Below are 20310 nucleotides of genomic sequence, written 5' to 3'. Positions count from 1 at the left end.
CTGCCCTCTCCCACAAGGGGCGAGGGCACATCAACGCGCATCTCGCCTTATTGCCGCGCAGACGGCAGCCTCACGCCACCGCCGCCGGGATCGGACGCGGGCTCACGACGTATTCGCGCATGACCTTGTCGTTGGCATCGACCTCGATCAGCGCGACGTCGTAGGTCCAGAGATCGGCCAGGTGCTGCAACACCCGCTTGGCATCGGTCTCGTTGAGTTGCGAGCCCTTGATGACGTGGTGGTGCAGGATCAGCCGGCGGTCGCCGGAGAGATCGACGTCGACCACCTCGATATTGGCGTCGATGAAGCCGACATCATGCTGCCGTGCCAGCTCGCGGCGGACGCGGCGGAAGCCGCGCTCGTCGTGGATGGCATCGACCCGGATGCCGGCGCGCTCCTCGGGATCGTCGTGCAGATGGAACATGCGGAAGTGCCGCATCAGCTTCGGGCTCAGGAACTGGGCGATGAAGCTTTCGTCGCGGTAGTTGGCCCAGACGTCGCGCAGCACGCCCATCACGTCGCCCTTGCCGGCGATGTCGGGGAACCATTCGCGGTCCTCGTCCTCCGGTTTGGTGACGATGCGCTCGATGTCCTGCATCACGGCAAAGCCGAGTGCATAGGGGTTGAATCCGGAGAAGCGCGGGTCGTCGAATTCGGGCTGGAACACCACATTGGTGTGCGATCCCAGGAATTCGAGGAAATTGCCGTCGGTGATGCGGCCCTGCTCGTGCAGCTTGGTCATGATGCGATAGTGGACGTAAGTCGCCGTCCCCTCGTTCATCACCTTGGTCTGGCTCTGCGGATAGAAATATTGCGCGATGTGGCGGACGATGCGCAGCAGCTCGCGTTGCCACGGCGCCAGTCGCGGCGCACTCTTCTCCAGGAAATAGAGCAGGTTTTCCTGCGGCAGGCCGAGCAGCTTGCGGCGGCGCTCGATGCTGAGCGCGGACCGGCTCTTGGCCGCGCCCTTGGGGACCGTGCGCCAGAGGTCGTTGAAGACCTCCTCCTCGTGCTGGCGACGGCGCCCTGCCCGCTTCTCTTCGGCCCGCAGATCCAGCTTCTTCTTGCCGGGATAGCGGTCGATGCCGTGCGACATCAGCGCGTGCGCGGCATCGAGCGTCCGCTCGACCTCGACGCGGCCGTAGCGCTCCTCGCATTGCATGACATACGTCTTGGCGAAGTCGAGATAATCCAGGATGCCGTCGGCGTCAGTCCACTGCTTGAACAGGTAATTGTTCTTGAAGAAGTGGTTGTGACCGAAAGCGGCGTGCGCGATCACCAGGGTCTGCATCGTCGCCGTGTTCTCCTCCATCAGATAGGAGATGCAGGGCGAGGAGTTGATCACGATCTCATAGGCGAGCCCCATCAGGCCCTTGCGATAGGACGCCTCATGGTAAGCGAATTGCTTGCCGAACGACCAGTGCTTGTAGAACAGCGGCATGCCGACGGAGGAGTAGGCATCCAGCATCTGCTCGGCGGTGATGACCTCGATCTGGTTCGGATAGACGTCGAGCCCGAGATCCTTCGTCGCCACCGCCTCGCAGGCATCGGTGATGCGCTGCAAGGTGTGGAAATCCCAATCCGCGCCTTCGAACAATCGTTCCGTCATGGAGCGGCTTTCTCCTGGGCAGTTTCGCGGCGCTGGAACAGATCGTGGAACACCGGAAAGATCTCGCTGCGCTCGCTGACCTTGCGCATCGAGAGCGGTGCGCCGCTGTTGCGCAGGCGGTCGTAGAGAGTCCAGAGCGAGGAGTCGGAGAGATCGAAGGCGCTGCCGCCGGATTCCCCGACCTCGAGATAGGCAAAGAACTGACAGACCGGCAGGATCTTGTCGGTCAGCAGCAGCCCCGTGAGCTCACCGTCGGAATAGGAATTGTCGCCGTCGGAGGCCTGCGCGGCGTAGATGTTCCAGTCCGACGGATTGAAGCGCTCGCGCACGATCTCGTGCATCGCCTGCAGCGCGCTCGAGACCAGCGTGCCGCCCGAGGCCGGGCCATAGAAGAAGGTCTGCTCGTCGACCTCCTCGGCGCGGTCGGTGTGGCGGATGAAGACGATCTCGACATGCTTGTAGCGGCGCTTCAGGAACACGTAGAGCAGCATGTAAAAGCGCTTGGCGAGATCCTTCATGTGCTCGGACATCGAGCCCGACACGTCCATCAGGCAGAACATCACCGCCTGCGCCACCGGCTTCGGCACCGTCTCGAAGCGGCGGTAGCGGATGTCGAGCGGATCGATGAAGGGAATCCGCTTGGTCTTCGCCTTCAGCTTCTCGAGCTGGGCGAGAAGCACCTCAAGCTCGTCCTCGTCGGTGCAGGCGGCGATCGCGGCTTCCAGTTCCTCGATCTCTTCCTTGCGGGGACGCTTGAGCGCGATGCGGCGGGCGAGCGCCAGCTTCACCGTCCGGCTCACCGAGATGTTGGCGGGCGAGCCCGACGTGGTGTAGCCGGCGCGCTGAATGCCCTCGCTCTCGGTCTGCGCGATCTTGCGCTTGGCCAGATCCGGCAGCTCGAGATCGTCGAGGAAGAGATCGACGAACTCGTCGCGGGAGAGCACGAAGCGGAAGGCATCCTCGCTGTCGCCTTCGCCCGGGCCGGAATTCTTGGCGCTGCCCTGGCCGGAGCGCTGCAGATAGTCCCCCTCGATGAACTTCTTGTTCCCGGGCAGCACCATGTCGCGCGTTCCGCCTTCGCGGCGGAAGCGCGGCTCGTGCATGCCGTCGAGCGGGATCGTGACCTCACCACCCTCCAGGACGTCCTTGATGTCGCGTTCCTGCGAGGTCTTCTTGACGGCGCCCTGCACCAGGGATTTGGCCCGACGCAAGAACCGCTGGCGGTTCTCAAGACTCTTGCCGCCTGGATTCAGGCGCCTGTCAATAATGTGAATGGGCACTTTACCATCCGCCTCAACCGGCCTGCTTCACACGCATGTACCATTCGACGAGCCGGCGAACCTGACGCTCGGTGTAGCCACGCTCCACCATGCGTGCGACGAACTCGCCGTGCTTCTTCTCCGTCTCGCCGTCCTTCTTCGATCCGAAAGAGATGACCGGAAGCAGGTCCTCGACTTGCGAGAATATCCTCTTTTCGATCACGTCGCGAATCTTCTCGTAGGAGGTCCAGGTCGGATTTTTGCCACCGTGCTGGGCCCGCGAGCGTAACGAGAATTTGACGACCTCGTTGCGGAAGTCCTTGGGGTTGGCGATGCCCGCCGGCTTCTCGATTTTGGTCAGCTCCTGGTTCAAAAGCTCGCGATCGAGCAGCTGGCCGGTGTCGGGATCCTTGAAGTCCTGGTCCTCGATCCAGGCGTCGGCATAGTCGACGTAGCGGTCGAACAGATTCTGGCCGTAATCCGAGTAGGATTCGAGATAGGCCTTCTGGATTTCGTTGCCGATAAACTCGGCGTAGCGCGGCGCCAGATCCGCCTTGATGAATTCGAGATAGCGCTTCTCGACTTCCTCCGGCAGCTGCTCCCGGCGGATCGACTGCTCCAGTGCGTACATCAGATGCACGGCGTCGGCGGCGACCTCCTGCGGATCGTGGTTGAAGGTCGCAGCCAGGATCTTGAAGGCGAAGCGGGTGGAGACGCCGTCCATGCCCTCGTCGACGCCGGCGGCGTCGCGATATTCCTGGACGCTGCGCGCCTTCGGATCGGATTCCTTCAGGCTCTCGCCGTCGTAGACCCGCATCTTGCCGAACAGGGTGGAGTTCTCGTGCTTGCGCAGGCGCGACATCACCGAGAACCGCGCCAGCGTCTCCAGCGTCGAAGGCGCGCAAGGCGCCGACGCGAGCTCGGAGCCCTGGATCAGCTTCTCGTAGATCTTCTGCTCCTCGGTGACGCGCAGGCAGTAAGGCACCTTGATCACGCAGATGCGGTCGATGAAGGCTTCGTTGTTCTTGTTGGCCTTGAAGCTCGCCCACTCGGCCTCGTTGGAATGCGCGAGGATGACGCCGGTGAACGGGATCGCGCCGATGTTCTCGGTGCCGATATAGTTGCCCTCCTGCGTCGCGGTCAGCAGCGGGTGCAGCATCTTGATCGGCGCCTTGAACATCTCGACGAACTCGAGCACGCCCTGGTTGGCGCGGTTGAGGCCGCCGGAATAGCTGTAGGCGTCGGGATCGTTCTGTGCGTAGGTCTCGAGCTTGCGGATATCGACCTTGCCGACCAGCGAGGAGATGTCCTGGTTGTTCTCGTCACCGGGCTCGGTCTTGGAGATCGCAATCTGGCGCAGCCGCGACGGCTGGATTTTTGCGACACGAAACTGGGAGATATCGCCGCCGAAGGCTTCCAGCCGCTTGTAGCACCACGGGCTCATCAGGCCGGTGAGACGACGGCGCGGAATGCCGTATTTCTCTTCCAGCATCGGCCCGAGATGATCGGGATCGAACAGGCTGAGCGGGCTCTCGAACACCGGCGAGAGCTCGTCGCCAGCCTTGAGCACGTAGATCGGATGCACTTCCATCAGCGACTTCAACCGCTCGGCGAGCGAGGATTTGCCGCCGCCGACCGGCCCGAGCAGATAGAGGATCTGCTTGCGCTCCTCCAGGCCCTGCGCCGCATGGCGGAAGAAACCAACGATGCGCTCGATGGTTTCTTCCATGCCGTAGAAGCCGGCGAAGGCCGGATAGGTGCGGATCGTGCGGTTCAAAAAAATACGGCCAAGGCGTGGGTCCTTGGCCGTGTCAATCGTCTGGGGCTCGCCGATCGCCGCTAGTAGTCGTTCGGCCGCGTTCGCGTATTTCATGGGATCGCTTCGACACGATTCCAGATATTCCGCCATCGACATGTCGTGCTGGCTTCTCGCCTCGAACGACCGAGCGAAAGCGTTGAATAGAGAATCGTTGTACATGATCCCTCTCCGCGTGAGTTCCGCTACAAGCTGAAACGAAAGCAGTTACCGGACCGTTCCTCAGGCCGTTTCGAATCAGCGTGAGCACATGACGATCATTGGACACCCGGGTGCCGACACCACGCAACGCACAACGTAGGCACTCGTTGAGTTACGAACAGGCACCTGCCCGTATTTTGTGCGAATCTCTGTCTATATTGGCTCATTTCCAGAAAATGTCACTCAGTCGCAACATCCGGGCGTTACCGGGGATGAGTCCATCCGGCGTTGCAGCATAGCGATCTGCGAGCGGCGATCTTATGACGCTTGTACGGCGAAGCCTTGAGCGCCGCCTTGGTTTCCACCTTGGGTGCCGCGTTCATCTTCCTGCTGCAATGCGGCGCGCGGAGTGCTGGCAGCGTGACAGTCGCGGCAAGCGCGCAGCAATGTATCAAAATCGGTCGCCAGGCCGTCCGACAGGATGACGATACGATCGTTTCGCACGCAACGGGCCAAATCGCGGATGCCGCAGAGCTGCTGCTGCAAGGCCGGCGTCGGCGTCAGCACGATCATCTTGTGGCCGCGGCTTTCCTCAGCCGAAATCTCTGCAATCGAATCCCACGGCAGAAATTCATTGCCGATGCGGAGATCGCGGATGCCGTAGGGGGTGACGACCACCACCGCCCCCCGTTCGGCGGGCAGCATCCAGATCAGCCAACAGGTCACCAGGCCGAACAGCGCGACGCCGGCATAGCCGAGCGTCGTGTCGTAGTCGCCCAAACCGTCCCACAAGTCGAAGGCGAGGCTGGCGCTGAGCAGGGTCATCGCAAAGCCAGCCGCGACCAGCAGCCGCAACCGCGTCGCGCATCGCCTGATTTCGAGATCGCGGGATGCGTCGATGGTCATGGCAGATTGCTGGCTGTCGGCAACACCAAACGCCAGACCTTCAGGATGGGCGTGCATGCTCTTCCCCAGCATGGCCATTCGCGGCCGAACCACGATGCACCAGACGGACCGGAATCCGCTGATGGCACTCCACGCAGCCACTGGCTGACGACGAAGCGGCCGGCGTTACGCAACGAGACCCGGCCGAACCTTCGGCCAACGACTTTTTACGCAACAACCGCTACTCCCGCCCGGATCGCCATGATCGCGACGGAGTTACACTGGAGGTATGACGCCTGTACCCTTGATTGGTTCCCTCCCGGGTGCATGTAAGCTAGAGGATAGCGCGTCAGGACCGGCGCGGAAACCCCTCGCCCGCAGGCTTGGAGATAAATAAGCATCATGAATCCCGTCAAAGAACTGGAAAAGCACGGACAAGCCGTCTGGCTGGACTTCCTGGCCCGCGGCTTCATTGCCAAGGGCGACCTGAAGCGGCTGATCGAGACCGACGGCGTCAAGGGCGTCACCTCCAACCCCTCGATCTTCGAGAAGGCGATCGGCAGCTCGGACGAATATGACGCCCCGATCGGCAAGGCGCTGAAGCGCGGCGACCGGACCGTGGCCGACCTGTTCGAGGCCGTCGCGATCGAGGACATCCAGAACGCAGCCGACGTGCTGCGCCCGGTCTATGACCGCCTCGAGGGCGGCGACGGCTATGTCAGCCTGGAGGTCTCGCCCTATCTCGCCATGGACACATCAGGCACGGTCGCTGAGGCTCGCCGGCTCTGGAAGGATGTTGGTCGCAAGAACCTGATGGTGAAGGTGCCGGCGACGCCGGAAGGCCTGCCGGCGATCGAGCAGCTGATCGGAGACGGCATCAGCATCAACATCACGCTGCTGTTCTCCAAGGCGGTCTACCTCCAGGTGGCCGAAGCCTACATCGCCGGCCTCGAAAAATACGTCGCAGGCGGCGGCGACCCCTCGCATGTCGCGAGCGTGGCCAGCTTCTTCGTCAGCCGTATCGACAGCGTGGTCGACAAGCAGCTCGACGACAAGATCGCCCGCGCCAACGATCCGTCCGAGAAGGAGCGGCTCGCCGCGCTCAAGGGCAACGTTGCGATCGCCAACGCCAAGGTCGCCTACCAGGACTACAAGCGCCTGTTCTCGGGTCCCCGCTGGGACAAGCTCGCCGCCAAGGGCGCCAAGCCGCAGCGGATGCTGTGGGCCTCGACCGGCACCAAGAACAAGGATTACAGCGACGTCCTCTATGTCGAGGAGCTGATCGGTCCAGACACCATCAACACCGTGCCGCCGGCAACGCTGGATGCGTTCCGCGACCACGGCAAGCCGCGCGACAGCCTGGAAGAGAACGTCGAGGATGCCTACCGCGTGCTGGAAGAGCTGGAGCGCTCCGGCGTCTCGCTGGACGCCATCACCGAGGAGCTCGTCAAGGACGGCGTCAAGCTGTTCGCGGACGCCGCCGACAAGCTCTACGGCGCCGTCGCCCACAAGCGCGCCACGGTGCTTGGGCCCGCGCTGGACCGCCAGTCTCTCTCGCTCGGCGACGGGCTCGACAAGGCCGTAACCAAGAGCACGGAGGAATGGCGGGCGTCCGCAAAAATCCGCAGGCTGTGGCAGCGCGACAAGTCGGTCTGGACCGGCACGGACGAGGACAAATGGCTCGGCTGGCTCGACAGCGCCGCCAAGGCCGACGTCGCCGATTACGAGGACTATGCCGGCCGCGTGAAGGGGCAAAAGTTCTCCGACGCCGTCGTGCTCGGCATGGGCGGATCGAGCCTCGGGCCGGAGGTGCTGGCCGAGACTTTTGGGAAAAAGCCCGGCTTCCCGAAGCTGCATGTGCTGGATTCCACCGATCCGGCGCAGGTGCGGGCGATGGAGGCCCGGATCGACATCGCCAACACCGTGTTCATCGTCTCCAGCAAGTCCGGCGGCACCACCGAGCCGAACGCGATGAAGGACTATTTCCATGAGCGCGTTGCGCAAGCACTCGGCCCGAAGGCGAAGACCGGCTTCCGCTTCATCGCGGTGACCGATCCCGGCTCATCGCTGGAGAAGGCCGCCAAGAAGCTGAACTACGCCCGCATCTTCTATGGCGAGCCCTCGATCGGCGGGCGCTATTCCGTGCTGTCGCCATTCGGCCTCGTGCCGGCGGCGACCGCCGGCATCGACGTCAAGACCTTCGTCAAGCATGCGCTGGCCATGGCGCGCTCCTGCGGACCGGACGTGCCGCCGAGCGAAAACCCGGGCGTGCAGCTTGGCCTTGCCATCGGCCTCGCCGGCCTCGAAGGCCGCGACAAGGTGACGATCCTGTCGTCGAAGAAGATCGCCGATTTCGGCGCCTGGGCCGAGCAGCTCATCGCGGAATCGACCGGCAAGGAAGGCAAGGGCCTGATCCCGATCGAGGGCGAGCCGCTGGGCGATCCTTCCGTCTACGGCAACGACCGGTTCTTCATCGACATCCGCGTCGAGGGCGAAGCGGATGCCGCCCATGACTCCAAGCTTGCCGCGATCGAAGCGGCCGGCCACCCCGTCGTGCGCATCGTGATGAAGTCGATCGACCATCTCGGCCAGGAGTTCTTCCGCTTCGAGATGGCGACCGCCGTGGCGGGCTCGATCCTCGGCATCAACCCGTTCGACCAGCCGGACGTAGAAGCCGCCAAGATCAAGACCCGCGAGCTCACGGCGTCGTTCGAGAAGACCGGCGCCTTGCCGGAAGAGCGGCCGGTGGTCAGCACCGATGAGGCCGATCTCTACACCGACGAGGCCAACGCCACCGCGCTGCGCGCCGCCGGCGCCAACGGCGACCTCACCTCGTGGCTCAAGGCGCATCTGTCGCGCTCCGGCGACGGCGATTACGTCGCCCTGCTCGGCTATATCGCGCGGGACAAGGTGACTATCGACGCGCTTCAGGCCATGCGGCTAGAGGTCCGTGAGAAGCGGCAGGTCGCAACCTGCGCCGAATTCGGACCGCGCTTCCTGCACTCCACCGGGCAGGCCTACAAGGGCGGGCCCGACACTGGCGTGTTCCTCCAGATTACCGCCGATGATGCCAAGGACCTGGCGGTGCCGGGCCAGAAGGCCAGCTTCGGCGTGATCAAGGCGGCGCAGGCACGCGGCGATTTCGACGTGCTCACCGAACGCGGCCGGCGCGCGCTACGCGTGCACCTCAAGGGCGGACTCAAGAAGGGTCTCGCGGCACTCAATGCGGCACTCAACGACGCGCTGAACTAAGGGAATATCGCAGATGCAACTCGGCATGATCGGCCTCGGCCGAATGGGCGGCAACATCGTTCGCCGCCTGATGCGCCAGGGACATTCGACCGTGGTCTATGACAAGGACGCCAAGGCCGTGGCTAGCCTTGCCGCGGACGGTGCGGTCGGCTCCTCGACGCTCGAAGACTTCATCTCGAAGCTTGAGCGGCCGCGCACGGCCTGGGTGATGCTGCCTGCGGGGCACATCACCGAGACGACGATCGACACCATCGCGGGCGTGATGCAGGCAGGCGACGTCATCATCGATGGCGGCAACACCTTCTGGCAGGACGATGTCCGCCGCGGCAAGGCGCTGAAGGAACGCGGCATCCACTATGTCGACGTCGGCACATCGGGCGGTGTCTGGGGCCTCGACCGCGGCTATTGCATGATGATCGGCGGCGAGAAGCAGGTGGTCGACCGGCTCGATCCGATCTTCGCCGCGCTGGCGCCCGGCGCCGGCGACATTCCACGCACGGAAGGACGCGAGGGCCGCGATCCCCGCATCGAGCAGGGTTACATCCATGCCGGCCCGGTCGGCGCCGGCCACTTCGTCAAGATGATCCACAACGGCATCGAATACGGCCTGATGCAGGCCTATGCCGAAGGTTTCGACATCCTCAAGAACGCCAACATCGCGGCTCTCCCGGCAGATCACCGCTACGATTTCGATCTCGCCGACATCGCCGAAGTGTGGCGGCGCGGCAGCGTGATCCCGTCCTGGCTGCTCGATCTCACCTCGACGGCGCTCGCCGACAGCCCGCAGCTGGCGGAATATTCCGGCTTCGTCGAAGATTCCGGCGAAGGACGCTGGACCGTGAACGCGGCGATCGACGAGGCCGTGCCGGCCGAAGTTTTGACCGCGGCGCTCTACACACGTTTCCGTTCCCGCCAGGAACACACCTTCGCCGAAAAAATTCTCTCCGCGATGCGCGCAGGTTTTGGCGGTCACAAGGAGCCGAAGCAGCCGGGCGCCGCGAAGCCCAAATAAGAGCTCAGTAAGCGTAACTAAGCGAAGGCCGACAATTCGTGACAAAAGACCCGCAAGTAAAGCGCAAGCCGGAAAATTGCGCCTTCGTCATCTTTGGCGTGACCGGCGACCTCACTCATCGGCTGGTGATGCCGTCGCTCTACAATCTGGCGGCCGAGCATCTGTTGCCGGAAAAGTTCTGCGTCGTCGGCGTGGCCCGCAGGGGGCAGTCGGATGACGAACTGCGCAACAGCCTGTTGAAGGGACTGCGCCAGTTCGCGACCCGTCCCGTGGACGACGACATCGCAAAGAAGCTGCTGGAATGCGTGACCTTCGTCGAGGCCGATCCGAAGGACCCGCCGTCGTTCGATCGCCTGCGCGAGCACCTGGATTCGCTGGAATGCGCGCAGGACACCGGCGGCAACCGGCTGTTCTATCTGGCAACGCCGCCCACTGCGTTCGCACCGACGGCGCGCGAGCTCGGCCGCACCGGCATGATGAAGGAGAACGGCGCCTGGCGGCGGCTGGTGATCGAAAAGCCGTTCGGGACCGACCTCGCCTCGGCCAAGGCGCTGAACGCCGAGTTGCTGAAGATCATGGACGAGCACCAGATCTACCGGATCGATCATTATCTCGGCAAGGAGACCGTGCAGAACATCCTGGTGCTGCGCTTTGCCAACGGCATGTTCGAGCCGATCTGGAATCGCAACCACATCGATCACATCCAGATCACCGTGGAAGAGAAGCTCGGCGTCGGCCATCGCGGCGGCTTCTACGATGCCACCGGCGCGCTGCGCGACATGGTGCCGAACCATCTGTTCCAGCTGATGTCGCTGGTGGCGATGGAGCCGCCGGCGCGCTTCGACGCCCATTCCGTGCGCTCCGAGAAGGCCGAGGTGCTCACTTCGATCCAGCAGCCGAGCCGGGAGGATGCGCTGAAAAACTCGGTCCGCGCGCAATATCTCGCGGGCCGCGTCGGCGACGACGATATCCCGGACTACCACAAGACCCAGGACGTCAAGCCCGGCAGCAGCACCGAGACTTTTGTTGCGCTGAAACTGATGATCGACAATTGGCGCTGGGCCGGCGTGCCGTTCTATTTGCGCACCGGCAAGGCGCTGGGCCACAAGCGCACCGAAGTCGCGATCAAGTTCAAGCAGGCGCCGCTGTCGATGTTCTCAGGCACGACCGTCGATCGCCTGTCGCAGAATTTTCTCACCATCGGCATTGCGCCGACCGAGACCATCGAGCTGCAGTTCAACGCCAAGATCCCGGGGCCGAGCGTCACCATCGACGGCGTCGAGATGAAATTCCGCTACGGCGACTATTTCCGCGCCGATCCCTCGACCGGCTACGAGACGCTGATCTACGACTGCATGATCGGCGACAACATCCTGTTCCAGCGCGCCGACGGCATCGAGGCCGGATGGCAGGCAGTGCAGCCGTTCCTGGACGCCTGGAAAAGCGCGGGCACCAACGGCATCGAGACCTATGAAGCCGGCAGCGACGGCCCGGCCTGCGCCGACGAGCTGCTCCGGCGCGACGGACGAAGCTGGCGGAAATTTTCGTGATGGCGGCGGCCGGACTGCCAGAGCTGATCGTCGCGGCCGACGCCGGGGCGCTGGCGCAAGCCGCGGCCGAACGGGTGATGGCGCGGATCACGGCCAACCCCTCGCGCATCGCGATCTGCCTCACCGGCGGCTCCAGCCCGAAAAAGCTCTATCAATTGCTCGGCAGCGAGCCCTGGCGCGGCAAGATCCCGTGGGACCGCGTACACTGGTTCATCGGGGACGAACGTTTCGTGCCTGAGAGCGATCCGCTCAACAACATGGCGGTCGCGCGCGTGGCCTTTCTCGACAGCAATGCGCCGTCCGGCCATATCCACCCGATCCCGACCACGGCTGACAATCCGGACCGAAGCGCTGAGGCCTATGCGCGCGAGCTGCAGGCCTTCTACCGTTCTGAAAGTCTCGATCCGGCGCGGCCGTTGTTCGACCTGGTCCTGATGGGCGCCGGCCCTGACGGCCACACCGCCTCGCTCTTCCCGGGCTTCCCCGAAATCGAGGAGACCGAACGCTGGGTCGTCGGGGTGCCAAAGGCCAATGTCGCGCCTTTCGTGCCGCGGGTCTCGCTCACTTTGCCCACTCTGGCCTCCTGCCGCGAAATGCTGTTCGAGATTGCCGGGCATGACAAGCAGCCGATCTTGACGCGCCTCGTCAATGGCGAGACTCTGCCGGCCGTACGCGCGCGCTCGAATGGTGAGACCGTCTGGCTGGTCGACAGGGCCGCGCTTCCGGAGGGAATTCGTGGCGGGCGTTGAAGCACCTTGTGCATTGATCGTGATGGGCGTGTCGGGTTCGGGCAAGAGCACGGTTGCGGAAGCACTCGGCGAGCGGCTCGGCTGGCGCTTCGAAGACGGCGACAGCTTTCATCCCGCCAGCAATGTCGAGAAGATGCGGGCCGGCCATCCCCTCACCGACGAGGACCGCTGGCCCTGGCTCAACGCCATCGCCGACGAAATCGCACAGGTTTGCGATAAGGGCGGGCATATCATCATCGCCTGCTCGGCGCTGAAGCACACCTATCGTGACGTGCTGCTGCGTGGACGCGACGACGTCCGCTTCGTGTTCCTGAAGGGAACCAAGGAGCTGATCGCCGAACGACTGGCGCAGCGCAAGGGGCATTTCATGCCGCTTGGGCTACTGACGAGCCAGTTCGACACGCTGGAGCCGCCGGAGGCGGGCGAGCACGTCATCACCGTCTCGATCGACGAAACCGTCGAAGCGATCGTGGACGGCGTGGTGCGGCAGCTGAAACTGGGTACTGCGAAACGCTGAGGCAAAACCGTTAGGTCCTGTCATGACGCAAATCTCACTCGTAGTGTCCGACGTCGACGGCACGCTGCTGACCAAGGACAAGACGCTGACGGAACGCGCGAGGACTGCGGTGCAGCGGCTGCACAAGGCCGGCATCGGCTTCACCATCACCTCCAGCCGTCCCGCCATCGGCATGCGCTTCCTGATCGAGCCGCTGGCGCTCTGGCTGCCGGTCGGCCCGTTCAACGGCTCCTCGATCGTCGATCCGGAGATGCGGCCGGTCGAGCAGCACCTAATCCCGGCCAGCGCGGCCGAGCGGTCCTTGCAGATCCTCCGCAAGTTCGGCGCCGACATCTGGCTGTTCACCACCGACAAGTGGCTGATCGACAACCCCAGCGGTAAATACGTCGCGCACGAGCAGCATACGATCCGCTCCGATCCCACCATCGTGACGGACTTTTCGCCTTACCTTTCGAGCGCCTGCAAGATCGTCGGCGCCAGCGCCGACGCCGCCAGGCTCGAGGCTTGCGAGAAGGCGATGCAGGAGGCGCTAGGCAACGAGGCAACGGCAGTGCGCTCGCAGACCTATTATCTCGACATCACCCCGCCCGGCTTCAACAAGGGCACGTTCGTCGAGGCGATGGCCAGGCGCCTGGGCATTGCGACCGGCGCCGTCGCCACCATCGGCGACATGCAGAACGACCTTGCGATGTTCGCCGTCAGCGGCATCTCGATCGCCATGGGCAACGCCACCGACAACGTCAAGGACCAGGCGACGCACGTCACCGCGAGCAACGAGCAGGATGGTTTTGCCGAAGCGATGGAGATGATCTTGAAGCGGAATGGGGTGGGCTGAGCGATCGGCCTAATTCGGTGTGCGATCTTGGGAATTGAACATCTCACTCTTCTGGATGATGGCGCGCAGCTATTCCGGCGGGCGCTGACCTCAGATGCGGTGAGCCAGCTCAAGGCAATCCTGTCCCATCTGCCGCCTGACCACGCGGGCCTGAGACTAAGAGGCGTCGACGGCCTCGCGCCCTTCCTGGCCACGAGCGGAGATATCGGAAGCTGTGCCGCGTCGGCGCTTGGAGAAGCCTGCCGCCCGGTCAGGGCCATCCTGTTCGACAAGACGGCTGCGACGAACTGGGCTTTGGGCTGGCATCAGGATCGCACGGTCGCCGTGAAAGCGCGCGTACCGGTCGACGGCTTCGAAACATGGAGCGTCAAGAGCGGCATGCAACACGTCGAGCCGCCCTTCGCATTGCTATCGGGTATGGTAACTCTGCGAGTTCATATTGATCCTGTCCCGGCAAGCAATGCGCCGCTTCTGATCGCGCCCGGATCGCATAAGCTTGGGCGGATTGCCGAGGAGGACGTAAAGGACGTCGTCCGGCATTGTGGCACCATCGCGTGTGTGGCCGAGGCAGGCGATATCTGGCTCTACGCGACGCCGATTCTCCATGCATCGGAGGCGGCGACCACTCCGATGCATCGCCGCGTCCTGCAAGTCGACTTTGCCGTAGGCGAGCTTGCGGGCGGCCTAGAGTGGCTCGGGGTCTAGGGGCAAGCGGCTATGACTATTTCGACCGCTGCACCGCCGGCTTCTCGCTCTCCTGTCTTGCCGCCGACAGATTATGCGCGGTGTTGATCAGCGCGATGTGCGTCAGCGCCTGCGGAAAGTTGCCGGTCTGGCGGCGGGCGACTGAATCGTATTCCTCCGCCAGCAAGCCGACATCGTTCGCGATGCCCACGACGCGATCGAGCAAGATCTGCGCCTTGTCGAGATCGCCGGCGAGCACATGGGCATCGGCGAGCCACAGGCTGCAGGCCAGAAACGCGCCTTCGAGCGGCGGCTGCCCCGCAGGCAGCTCGCGCGGATCGTGCCGCAGCACGAAGCCGTCGCGCATCAGGCATGTCTCGACCGCGGCGATGGTGCCACGGATGCGCGGGTCCGACGGCGGCAGGAAGCCCACGGCCGGCAGGAGCAGCACGCTGGCGTCGAGCAGCTTCGAGCCGTAGGATTCGACGAAGGCATTTTCCTCCATGTCGAACCCCCGATTGCAGACGTCGCGATGAATGGCCTCGCGCAAGGTACGCCAGTGCAGCAGCGGCGCCTTGAAGCCGAAGGTCTCGGCGCTCTTGATGCCGCGGTCGAAGGCGACCCAGGTCATCACCTTGGAGAAGACGTAATGCCTGGGCTGGCCGCGCCGCTCCCAGATGCCGTGATCGGGCCGGTCCCAGACTTCGGCCAGATGATTGAGCACGGCACATTCCAGCGCCCATGTCGTTTCATCATCGAGCTTGAGCTTGGCCATGCGCGACTGGTGGAAGGCGTCGATCAGCTCGCCGTAGACGTCGAGCTGGAGCTGCGCATGCGCGGCATTGCCGACGCGCACCGGCCTCGCGCCCTCATAGCCGTCGAGCCAGCCCGCCTCCCATTCCAAGAGCCGCCGCTGGCCCCAGATGCCGTACATGATCTGCATGTTCGCCGGCGAGCCGGCCGCCGCGCGCAGCAGCCAATTGTCCCAGGCCAGGGCTTCCTCGGTATAGCCCGAGTTCATCAGCGCCAGCAGCGTGAAGGTGGCGTCGCGCAGCCAGCAGAAACGATAATCCCAGTTCCTGCTGCCCCCGAGCTTTTCCGGCAGCGAGGTGGTGGGTGCCGCGACGATGCCGCCGGTCGGCGCGAAGGTCAGCGCCTTCAGCGTGATCAGCGAGCGCATGACGAGGTCTTGATAGTCTCCGTCGCGGGTGCAATGGCCGCACCAATCCTGCCAAAACTTTTCGGTGTCCTGAAGCGCGATCTCCGGATCGATCGGCGCGGGCGGCTCCAGATGCGAGGGGCCGTAGGTCAGCACGAAGGGTACCGTCTCGCCGGCCTTCACCTCGAAATCGGACACCGTGGTCAGATCCTCGCCGCGGGTCTCGACCGGCGTGCGCAGCACCGTCATGTCCTGGCCGGCGATTGCCATCAGCGAATGGTCGATCCGCCGCACCCAGGGGATATCGGTACCGAAGCCGAAGCGGATGACGAGCTCCATCCGCATCTTCACCGCGCCGCTGACGCCGCGGACCAGCCGCACGATGTCGGACGCCTTGCCGCGCGGCGGCATGAAATCGATCAGCGCGACGGTGCCGCTCTTCGTCTCGAAACGCGTTTCGAGGATGAGAGTGTTGCCGAGATAGCGGCGCGAAATCTTCGTGACGTCCTCACCCGGTGCGATCAGCCAGCGGCCATTCTTGTGGGTGCCGAGGATGGCGGCAAAGCAGGCATCGGAATCGAAGGCGGGCCAGCACAGCCAGTCGATCGAGCCGTTGCGCCCGACCAGCGCCGCGGTCTCGCAATCACCGATCAGCGCATAGTCCTCGATCCTCTGAGACAATGTCGTGCGAGCCTTGAAAGAGCCCTTGTAACCCTCGCGCGTCAACTCCCGCCATTCAGCGAACGTTCCCGCGTCGCGGCTCGCAAGGCCGTGAGGTCGACCTTCGCGGCGATCTTGTCGAGCGCGACCGGCAAGCGCTGACGCCAGTTCGGATGTTCGTCGATCGTGCCGGGAATGTTGGGCTGGTCGATCACGCCGAGCAGGTCCTCCATTGAGACCGCGAGCAGCCGCGACGGCGTGCGCGACAGGAAGGCCAGCACGGAATAGAGGTCGTTGGCACGAATGCCGTTCTGGCGCAGGATCTCGTCGAGCCTGCCGAGCGCATCCCAGCGCGCCTGGTCGTTCTCGCCGGGATCGAGCCCGAGCGAGCGCTTCATCTTGAGGTCGCTGAAGGAGCGCCAGCCGGCATAGGTCGACAAATCATGCGTGTTCAGCGTGACCAGCGCGTTGGGCCGGTAGTGGTCGACGTTGCGGAAATGGCCGGCATCGTCGCGCTCGAACATCATGACGAGATAGGACCAGATACCGAAATCCTGCATCATCTCGCGAAAACCTTCCGGCACGGTGCCGAGATCCTCGCCGATCACGATGCATTTGTGGGCCGCGCTCTCGCGCGCCACCGCGCCAAGCAGCGCCTCGAACGGCATCTGCACATAGGCACCGTTGTCCGGCTTGAAGCCGCGCGGCACCAGATAAAGCCGCTTCAGCCCGAGCACGTGATCGAGCCGGATCGCGCCGGCATGGCGCATTGAAGCGGCGAGCATGTCGGCGAACGGCACGAAGGATTGCGCTTCCAGGCCGCCGGCGTTGAAGCCGGCAAGGCCCCAGTCCTGGCCGATGGTGTTGAGCACGTCGGGCGGCGCGCCGACGGCGAGATGACGGGAGATCGCCATCTGCTCGTTCCAGGCATCGAAGCCGTTGGACTGCACGCCGACGGCGACATCGAGATAGAGCCCAACGCGCATGCCGAGCTGGCTGGCAAGCTCCTTGGCAGCATGCAGCTGGCTATCTGCGGTCCATTGCACGAATTCGACGAACTCGACCTCGCGCTTGTCAGGCCCATTGCGCAAGCTGGCGCATTTTGCCTCATCCGGTTGCTGCCATTCAACCGGCCATTCCCACCATGGCGCGGTGAAACGATGGCGCAGCACCTCGAAGCAGGCGAAGCGGGACAATAGGGGCGCGCGGGCGGCGCGGAAGGCGTCGAACGCCTTGCGGCGCGCCGCGCTTGCCGTCGTCACGAAGCTGTCAAAGGCGGCGCGCAGGCCCAGCCATTTCAAAGCCGCCATATCGGTGTAGGGGACGCGGTCGCCTTGGCGCAGACGCGCCGCGGTCGCGGCTGCGTCGGGGACGAGGTCTGCGGAGAATTCGGGAATGGCCTCGACGTCGATATAGAGCGGATTGAGGAACAGCCGGCTGTTCGGCGAATAAGGGCTGCAATCGGCCGGGTGGTCGTCGAACAGGACATGCAGCGGATTGAGCCCGACGCCGTCGGCCCCGAGCTGCTTTGCGAGCCGGACCAGATCGGCGAGATCGGTGAAATCGCCAATGCCCCAATTGCGGTCCGAACGGACGCTGTAGAGCTGCGTGGCAAGCAGCCAGCCGCGGTCGAAATCGCCGCCGAAGGCGCGCTCGGGCGCCACGATCATCGGCACCTCTTCCGTCACACCTTCCGCATCAGTCAGTGTCAACCGGTGATAGCCGAGCGGCAGGCCGGCAGGCCAGGCGATCACGGGCTCGCGGGCCTTGCCCTCGGCGATCACCTCCGCCTTTGCGGTCAATTTCCACTTCAGCGGCGGCGCGCCAATCGTCGCCAATTCGGTGCGCGGATGCCCTAAGGCGCGGACCACGACCGGCCCGCTGACGAAGCGGTAAACCCGCTTCTCCGGCAGGGCATCGAGGATGGATTTGAGGGCCACGGGATCGGTGACCCGCAGCTTTCCGAGGGCGTCGATGAATTCGGATTGAACGCCCTTGATGCGGGCTTGAGCTAAAAGATCCATTCGGCACGCAGCTTGCAGGCCACCCTTTTGCCGGGGGCATCAATTTTAACGAGACGGTGGAAGACGTTAGTCAGCCCTAACTCGCAGACCGCGCTACCCGTTCCCGAGGGAACTAATGACACACAACCGGCTTTCTATATAGGTATCAAGCGTAGGTTCCCGACAAGGGAAACGGGCTCCTGCTTTCTTGTCAATGGCATCACCGTGAACAAGACAATTCAAACTGTCGAAAGTGCCGCAGCCGGCAGCGCTTTCCTGATCGAGGACGTCTATCCCGCAATCGACGCCGGCCGCTTCGCCGTGAAGCGGATCGCGGGTGAGCGCATGGAGGTGTGGGCCGATGTCTACCGCGATGGCGACGCCGTGGTCGGGGCCGCGCTGATCTGGCGCCGCGAGCAGGACCGCGACTGGAAGCACGAGCCGATGGACCATCGGGGCAATGACCGCTGGTCCGGCGGATTCACACCCGTTGAGCCCGGGCAATACGTCTATGCCGTCGAGGCCTGGACCGACGAGTTCGCCACGTGGTCGCACGGGGTCGCGCGCAAGCAGCGAATGGGTGCCGATGTCAGCCTCGATGCGATCGAGGGGGCCGGGCTCCTGACCAAGGCGCATGGCGCGCGACAGGACGCGGCGGCCGTCATCGTCAAACAGTGCGAGGATTATCTTCAGACTGGCGATGTCGCCTCGCTGCTTGCCGCCGAGCTCGGCAATGCCATGGCAGAGAGCCAGTCCAGGCCAGACCTGACCCGCTCGCAGCCCTTCCCACTGACCGTCGACCGCGACAAGGCGCGCTTCGGCGCCTGGTATCAGATGATGCCGCGCAGCCAGAGCCAGGTCGCCGGCCAGCACGGCACGCTGCGAGACTGCATCGCCCGCGTGCCTGATATCGCCGCGATGGGTTTTGACGTGCTCTATTTCACGCCGATCCACCCGATCGGCCGTCGCCGCCGCAAGGGCCGCAACAATGCGCCGGTGGCAACCGAAGGCGAGCCCGGCTCGCCCTACGCGATCGGAGCCGCCGAGGGCGGCCACGATGCACTGCATCCCGAGCTCGGCACCATCGAGGATTTCCGCGCACTGGTCGCGACCTGCCTGGAATATGGTCTCGAGCTCGCGCTCGATTTCGTCGTGCAATGCTCGCCCGACCATCCCTGGCTGACACAGCATCCGGAATGGTTCAAATGGCGGCCGGACCGCTCGGTGCGGACGGCCGAGGGACCCTATTCGGACATCGTGATCCCCGATTTCAATTCCGTCGACCGGACCGGGCTGTGGAATGGGTTTCGCGACGCCATGCTGTTCTGGATCGATCAAGGCGTCACCATCTTCGTCATCGACAACCACGACACCGCGCCGCTTGCGTTCTGGGACTGGCTGATCCGCGACATCCGCCGCCGGCATCCCGAGGTGATCCTGTTCTCCAAGACGTTTGCCCGGCCGAAGCTGATGAAGGGCCTCGCCAAGCTCGGCTTTGCGCAGTCCTTCACCTATTTCCCCTGGCGCACGACAAGGTGGGAGCTGGAGCAATATCTCGGCGAGCTGACGCGCTATCCCGAGCGCGACTTCTATCGCCCGAACCTGTTCGTCAACACGCCCGACCTGCTGCCCTATCATCTCCAGAGCGGCGAAGCCTGGGTGTTCAAGTCGCGCGTTGCGCTGGCGGCAACATTGTCGGGCAGTTACGGCGTCTACAGCGGATTCGAGCTGCTCGAACACGAGGCGATGCCCGGCCGCGAGGAGTATCTGGATTCCGAGAAATACCAGATCCGGCAACGCGACTGGGACCGGCCCGGCAACATCAAGTCCTACATTGCCGCGCTCAACCGCATCCGCAACAACAATGCCGCGCTCCAGCAAACGGCGAACTTGCGCTTTCTCGGCGTTGAAGACGGCGAGACGATTGCCTTCGTCAAGGAGGCGGCCGAGCCTGCCAATACCGTCCTCAGCGTGATCGCGCTTTCGGGCCATTTGCGCGAGTGCTGGCTGCCGCTCGGCGACGTCACCGTTGACGCCGGCGGGCAGCGGCACCATGTGACGAAACTCGAAAACCTTCTCACCGGCGAACAGTCCCGCATCGAATGGGGCGGGATCAGGTTGCGTATCGATCCCGACCGCGATCCGGCGCTCTTGTTCCGCTGCCTGGCGTAAGGGGTCA

General features: G+C 64.0%; 14 protein-coding genes. 8 read left to right on the top strand and 6 right to left on the bottom strand.

Translation table 11 applies throughout. The features are described 5' to 3' along the window. Positions 1 to 70: 70 nt before the first annotated feature. The 4 genes from GGD66_RS32530 to GGD66_RS32515 form a co-directional block, all read right to left on the bottom strand. Entirely contained in the window at positions 71 to 1609 is a 1539-nt protein-coding gene (locus GGD66_RS32530) for a SpoVR family protein (RefSeq protein ID WP_092253648.1), read from the bottom strand. Further along, positions 1606 to 2883, bottom strand: a complete 1278-nt coding sequence (locus GGD66_RS32525) for a YeaH/YhbH family protein (protein ID WP_177237006.1) — start codon at positions 2881 to 2883, stop codon at positions 1606 to 1608. The genes GGD66_RS32530 and GGD66_RS32525 overlap by 4 nt, the downstream gene beginning before the upstream one ends. A gap of 19 nt (positions 2884 to 2902) precedes the next feature. After that, positions 2903 to 4846 (bottom strand): PrkA family serine protein kinase, encoded by a 1944-nt coding sequence (locus tag GGD66_RS32520; protein WP_092253653.1) that lies wholly within the window; start codon positions 4844 to 4846, stop codon positions 2903 to 2905. A gap of 297 nt (positions 4847 to 5143) precedes the next feature. Then, a complete protein-coding gene (locus tag GGD66_RS32515) occupies positions 5144 to 5809 on the bottom strand; it encodes an STM3941 family protein (protein WP_183230685.1) in 666 nt (221 codons plus the stop codon). Between the two features lie 303 nt (positions 5810 to 6112). Here GGD66_RS32515 and GGD66_RS32510 point away from each other — a divergent pair, with 303 nt between their 5' ends. The 7 genes from GGD66_RS32510 to GGD66_RS32480 are packed head-to-tail and all read left to right on the top strand — an operon-like array spanning position 6113 to position 14330. After that, complete coding sequence (locus GGD66_RS32510; protein WP_183260546.1) at positions 6113 to 8962, top strand: bifunctional transaldolase/phosoglucose isomerase; 2850 nt, start codon at positions 6113 to 6115, stop codon at positions 8960 to 8962. Between the two features lie 13 nt (positions 8963 to 8975). Further along, the gene (gnd, locus tag GGD66_RS32505; RefSeq protein ID WP_183260544.1) at positions 8976 to 9974 is read left to right on the top strand and encodes a phosphogluconate dehydrogenase (NAD(+)-dependent, decarboxylating); all 999 of its coding nucleotides are present in this window, start codon (positions 8976 to 8978) and stop codon (positions 9972 to 9974) included. A gap of 38 nt (positions 9975 to 10012) precedes the next feature. Beyond that, positions 10013 to 11524: a glucose-6-phosphate dehydrogenase gene (gene zwf / locus GGD66_RS32500; RefSeq protein ID WP_018318526.1), complete on the top strand. Its 1512-nt coding sequence runs from the start codon at positions 10013 to 10015 to the stop codon at positions 11522 to 11524. Next, positions 11524 to 12273 (top strand): 6-phosphogluconolactonase, encoded by a 750-nt coding sequence (pgl, locus tag GGD66_RS32495; protein WP_183260543.1) that lies wholly within the window; start codon positions 11524 to 11526, stop codon positions 12271 to 12273. Before zwf ends, pgl begins: the two co-directional genes overlap by 1 nt. Beyond that, positions 12260 to 12790 (top strand): gluconokinase, encoded by a 531-nt coding sequence (locus GGD66_RS32490; protein WP_183260541.1) that lies wholly within the window; start codon positions 12260 to 12262, stop codon positions 12788 to 12790. The genes pgl and GGD66_RS32490 overlap by 14 nt, the downstream gene beginning before the upstream one ends. 22 nt (positions 12791 to 12812) lie before the next feature. Beyond that, on the top strand, positions 12813 to 13625 hold the full coding sequence (locus tag GGD66_RS32485; protein ID WP_183260539.1) for an HAD family hydrolase: 813 nt from the start codon (positions 12813 to 12815) through the stop codon (positions 13623 to 13625). 27 nt (positions 13626 to 13652) lie between these two features. After that, on the top strand, positions 13653 to 14330 hold the full coding sequence (locus tag GGD66_RS32480; RefSeq protein WP_092253667.1) for a phytanoyl-CoA dioxygenase family protein: 678 nt from the start codon (positions 13653 to 13655) through the stop codon (positions 14328 to 14330). A gap of 16 nt (positions 14331 to 14346) precedes the next feature. Here the strand turns inward: GGD66_RS32480 and GGD66_RS32475 are convergent, their stop codons facing one another. After that, the gene (locus GGD66_RS32475; protein ID WP_183260677.1) at positions 14347 to 16149 is read right to left on the bottom strand and encodes a glycoside hydrolase family 15 protein; all 1803 of its coding nucleotides are present in this window, start codon (positions 16147 to 16149) and stop codon (positions 14347 to 14349) included. Between the two features lie 41 nt (positions 16150 to 16190). Further along, positions 16191 to 18152 carry a 4-alpha-glucanotransferase gene (malQ, locus tag GGD66_RS32470; RefSeq protein WP_183260537.1) on the bottom strand — a complete coding sequence of 654 codons (1962 nt, stop codon included), beginning with the start codon at positions 18150 to 18152 and terminating at the stop codon, positions 16191 to 16193. Between the two features lie 204 nt (positions 18153 to 18356). Here malQ and GGD66_RS32465 point away from each other — a divergent pair, with 204 nt between their 5' ends. Next, positions 18357 to 20303: a maltotransferase domain-containing protein gene (locus GGD66_RS32465; protein WP_183260535.1), complete on the top strand. Its 1947-nt coding sequence runs from the start codon at positions 18357 to 18359 to the stop codon at positions 20301 to 20303. The last annotated feature ends 7 nt before the right edge of the window (positions 20304 to 20310 follow it).

Source organism: Bradyrhizobium sp. CIR48, assembly GCF_014198315.1.
In the GTDB taxonomy this organism is placed as follows: Bacteria; Pseudomonadota; Alphaproteobacteria; order Rhizobiales; family Xanthobacteraceae; genus Bradyrhizobium.
This window is presented reverse-complemented; position numbering and strand designations above follow the sequence as displayed.